This window comes from Aeromicrobium sp. REDSEA-S32_B7, from assembly GCF_001626145.1.
Taxonomy (GTDB): Bacteria; Actinomycetota; Actinomycetes; order Propionibacteriales; family Nocardioidaceae; genus Aeromicrobium; species Aeromicrobium erythreum.
Genome location: NZ_LUNF01000042.1, coordinates 1 through 3,660, shown reverse-complemented (window position 1 = coordinate 3,660; position 3,660 = coordinate 1). Strand labels below are relative to the sequence as shown.

The following is a 3,660-nucleotide window of genomic DNA, read 5'->3' as shown; positions in this document are numbered from 1 at the left end:
GGCCGCGACGTTCGACGCGCAGGCCCGCGAGGCCGTCGAGCGTGGTGACGACACCGCCGCCCGCACCGCGCTCGGCCGCAAGGTCGGGCTCGAGGACTCGCTCGCCGACCTGCGGGAGCGGCACGCCGCCCTGCAGCAGGAGGAGGCGACCATCACCGACGCCGCCACCCGGCTCGAGGACAGCATCGAGGACTTCCGGCTCCGCAAGGACACGCTGACCGCTCGTGCCTCGGCCGCCGAGGCCCGCTCGCAGCTGACCAGCGCCGACACCGGCATCGCGTCGTCGCTCAGCAGCGTCAACCAGCAGATGGAGGCCGCCGAGCGGCACACCCGCGAGCTGGAGGCCCGTGCCGACGCGATCGACGAGCTCGTCGCCGACGGCATCGTCGCGCGGCCGGGGGAGAGCAGCGACGACCTCGAGGCGCGGCGCTTCGACCGCGAGCTGGGTCTCGACGTCCCGCAGGGCACCGAGGTGGAGGGAGAGGGCCGTGGCCCGCAGCAGGTTCAGGGCTGACCGGGGGCTCACGCTCCGCATGGGCGGGGTGAGCCTCGGGCTGGGCGCGCTCTACGTCGCGTTCGGTGCCGTCCTCATCTCCTTCTCCGGCAGCGCGGTGATCGGCCTGGTCATCACCGTCGCGCTCGCCTGGGGACAGTGGTACTTCTCCGACACGCTCGCGCTGAAGTCGATGGGTGCGCGCGTCGTCAGCCCCGAGCAGGCGCCCGAGCTGCACGCCATGATCGACCGGCTGTGCGTCATGGCCGACATGCCGAAGCCGACGGTCGCGGTGGCCGTCACCGACCTGCCCAACGCGTTCGCGACCGGTCGCACGCCGCGGCACTCGGCCGTGTGCGTCACGACCGGCATCATGCAGCGCCTCGACGCCGACGAGCTCGAGGGCGTACTGGCGCACGAGCTGTCGCACGTGGCCAACCGCGACGTCTCCGTCATGACCGTCGCGTCGTCGCTCGGCCTGCTCGCCGGCTTCATCACCCGCTGGGGGTTCTACCTCGGTGCGGGCAGCAACGACCGCGACAACCGCAACGGCAACGGCAACGGCGTGCCGTTCATCGTCGTGTTCCTCGTGAGCATGCTCGTCTACTTCGTCAGCTTCCTGCTCACCCGCGCCCTGTCGCGCTACCGCGAGCTCAGCGCCGACCGCAGCGGTGCGTACCTGACGGGTCGTCCGTCGAAGCTCGCGTCGGCGCTGGTCAAGATCTCCGGCGACATGAGCCGCATCCCCAACGAAGACCTGCGCGGCGCCCAGGCGCTCAGCGCCTTCTTCTTCGCGCCGGCGATCAACCGCGCGTCCGTGAACGCGGTCATGGCCACCCACCCGTCCCTGGAGCAGCGCCTCGCGCAGCTGGCCAAGGTCGGCGCCGAGCTGTCGGACCCGATCTGATGGGGTCGATCTGATGGGCTGGCTCGACGGCATCCTCGGCCGCTCCAAGCCGCCGGAGGCCGACCTCGACGTCCTCTTCGGGGTGCCCCAGGCCGCCCTGACGCTCGAGGCGGCGGGCTTCGCTGCCACCGGGGCGGGAGCCGTGTGCTTCCGCGACGTCGACGGCGTCAGCGACGACCGCGTGATGGCCGAGGTGCAGCAGGTCATCGGCACCGACGCCTCCGCGACGGTGGCCGTCACCGACGACGGCCAGGGCTTCCGCTGGCTGCAGGTCACGCGGGCGCCGGGCGACCTGCAAGGCCTCGTCAGCGACCTGCACGCCGCGAACTCCTCGATGGCCGATGCGGGCTTCGGCCCCCAGCTGCTGTGCTCCACGGTGCTGTTCTCGACGCCGTCGGGCGGCCCGCTCGGGCTGGTCTACCTGTTCAAGCAGGGCACCTTCTACCCGTTCGCGCCGCAGGCCGGTCGACGTCGCGACAACGCCGTCGAGCTGCAGGTGCGGGCGCTCGTCGAGGGCGACGTGCCGGTGGAGAAGGCGCTGGAGCGCTGGCTGGCGCTCTGGGACGCCCCCGGTCTGTCCGTCTGACGACGTCGGCTCGCACGACCTTCGGTAGGTTGGGCCCGTGAGCCTCGACACCCTCTCTCCCGACGAGATCCGCGCCCTCCACGACGAGCAGCAGGCCGCCTACGAGCAGCTGAAGCAGGCCGGTCTTGCGCTCGACATCACGCGTGGCAAGCCGTCGTCGGCGCAGCTCGACCTCTCCAACGCGCTCCTCGACCTGCCCGGCCAGGACTACAAGGACGCGGCCGGCACCGACACGCGCAACTACGGCGGCGTCGTCGGCAACGTGCAGCTGCGCGAGATCTTCGCCGAGCTCCTGCACGTCCCCGTGGAGCAGCTGGTGACGGGCGACAACGCCAGCCTGGCGATCATGCACGACCTCATCGTCTTCGCGATGCTCAAGGGCACGGTCGGGTCGCAGCAGCCGTGGGCGCAGGAGGAGGAGGTCGTCTTCCTCTGCCCGTCGCCCGGCTACGACCGGCACTTCGCGATCTGCGAGCAGTACGGCATCACCATGCGCACGATCGACATGCTCGACGACGGTCCCGACATGGCCGCCGTGCGCGAGGCGGTCACCGACCCCGCGGTGAAGGGCATCTGGATCGTCCCGACCTACGCGAACCCGACGGGCGCCGTCGTCAGCGAGGCGGTCGCCGCCGAGCTGGCTGCGCTCGAGACCGCCGCGCCCGACTTCCGGATCTTCTGGGACAACGCGTACGCCGTGCACCACCTCACCGAGGAGCGCACCAAGACCGCCGACATCGTCGGTCTGTGCGCCGCATCGGGACACCCGGACCGTCCCTTCGTGCTCGCGTCGACGTCGAAGATCACCTTCGCGGGAGCCGGCGTGAGCTTCTTCGCTTCCTCGCCCGAGAACATCGCCTGGTACACCGGGCTCGTCGGCAAGCGGACCATCGGGCCCGACAAGGTCAACCAGCTGCGTCACGTCCGGCTGCTCGGCGACGTCGACGGCGTGCACGCGCTCATGGACCAGCACCGCGAGATCCTCGCGCCCAAGTTCGCCGTCGTGCAGGAGGTGCTGTCGGCGCGGCTCGGCGGTCTCGACGTCGCCACCTGGACCGACCCCCGCGGCGGCTACTTCGTGAGCCTCGACGTCCCCGACGGCTGCGCCACCCGCGTGGTGCGCCTGGCCAAGGAGGCGGGCATCGCGCTCACCCCGGCGGGTGCGTCCTTCCCGTACGGCAAGGACCCGCGCGACCGCAACATCCGCATCGCGCCGTCGTTCCCGCCGATCGAGGAGCTGCGCACCGCGATGGAGGGCCTGGCCACGTGCGTGCTGCTCGCGGCCACCGAGCAGCGGCTGAGCTGAGCCCGTGCGCGTGCTCGTGGCGCCGGACAAGTTCGCCGGCACGCTGAGCGCGCCCGCGCAGACTGCGGCGGCGCCTCCATCGACGCCCGCGGCGCCCACGCCGCCGGCCTATAGCGACCCGCGGCTCAACCAGTCGGGCCAGATCCGCGAGGAATATCAGAAGAGCGGCGAGTGGATTCGCTAGGCGTGGCGCGCTAGCTTCTTCTGCTCACAAGGCGAAGGAGGCGTTTCCATGGGGCATGTCAAAGGCATCGGCGGCCTGTTCTTCCGCGCGCGCGATCCCGCCGCGCTCAGCGACTGGTATCGCGACCGGCTGGGCGTCGGCGGCGGATGCAGCGCCGACGACAGCGCGCCGGTCAATCAATGGG

The 3,660-nt window shown here is 71.4% G+C and carries 5 protein-coding genes; all 5 read left to right on the top strand.

Going from position 1 to position 3,660, the window contains the following annotated elements:
* On the top strand, positions 1 to 514 hold a 514-nt coding region (locus A6Q79_RS02955), incomplete at its 5' end, for a PspA/IM30 family protein (protein ID WP_317696159.1).
* Positions 515 to 533: 19 nt separating this feature from the next.
* A complete protein-coding gene (htpX, locus tag A6Q79_RS02950) occupies positions 534 to 1,400 on the top strand; it encodes a zinc metalloprotease HtpX (RefSeq protein ID WP_286690362.1) in 867 nt (288 codons plus the stop codon).
* A gap of 13 nt (positions 1,401 to 1,413) precedes the next feature.
* Positions 1,414 to 1,986: a hypothetical protein gene (locus A6Q79_RS02945; RefSeq protein ID WP_286690363.1), complete on the top strand. Its 573-nt coding sequence runs from the start codon at positions 1,414 to 1,416 to the stop codon at positions 1,984 to 1,986.
* Between the two features lie 37 nt (positions 1,987 to 2,023).
* Positions 2,024 to 3,292, top strand: a complete 1,269-nt coding sequence (locus tag A6Q79_RS02940; protein ID WP_286690364.1) for an aminotransferase class I/II-fold pyridoxal phosphate-dependent enzyme — start codon at positions 2,024 to 2,026, stop codon at positions 3,290 to 3,292.
* 4 nt (positions 3,293 to 3,296) lie between these two features.
* Entirely contained in the window at positions 3,297 to 3,476 is a 180-nt protein-coding gene (locus A6Q79_RS02935) for a hypothetical protein (RefSeq protein ID WP_317696154.1), read from the top strand.
* Positions 3,477 to 3,660: the final 184 nt, after the last annotated feature.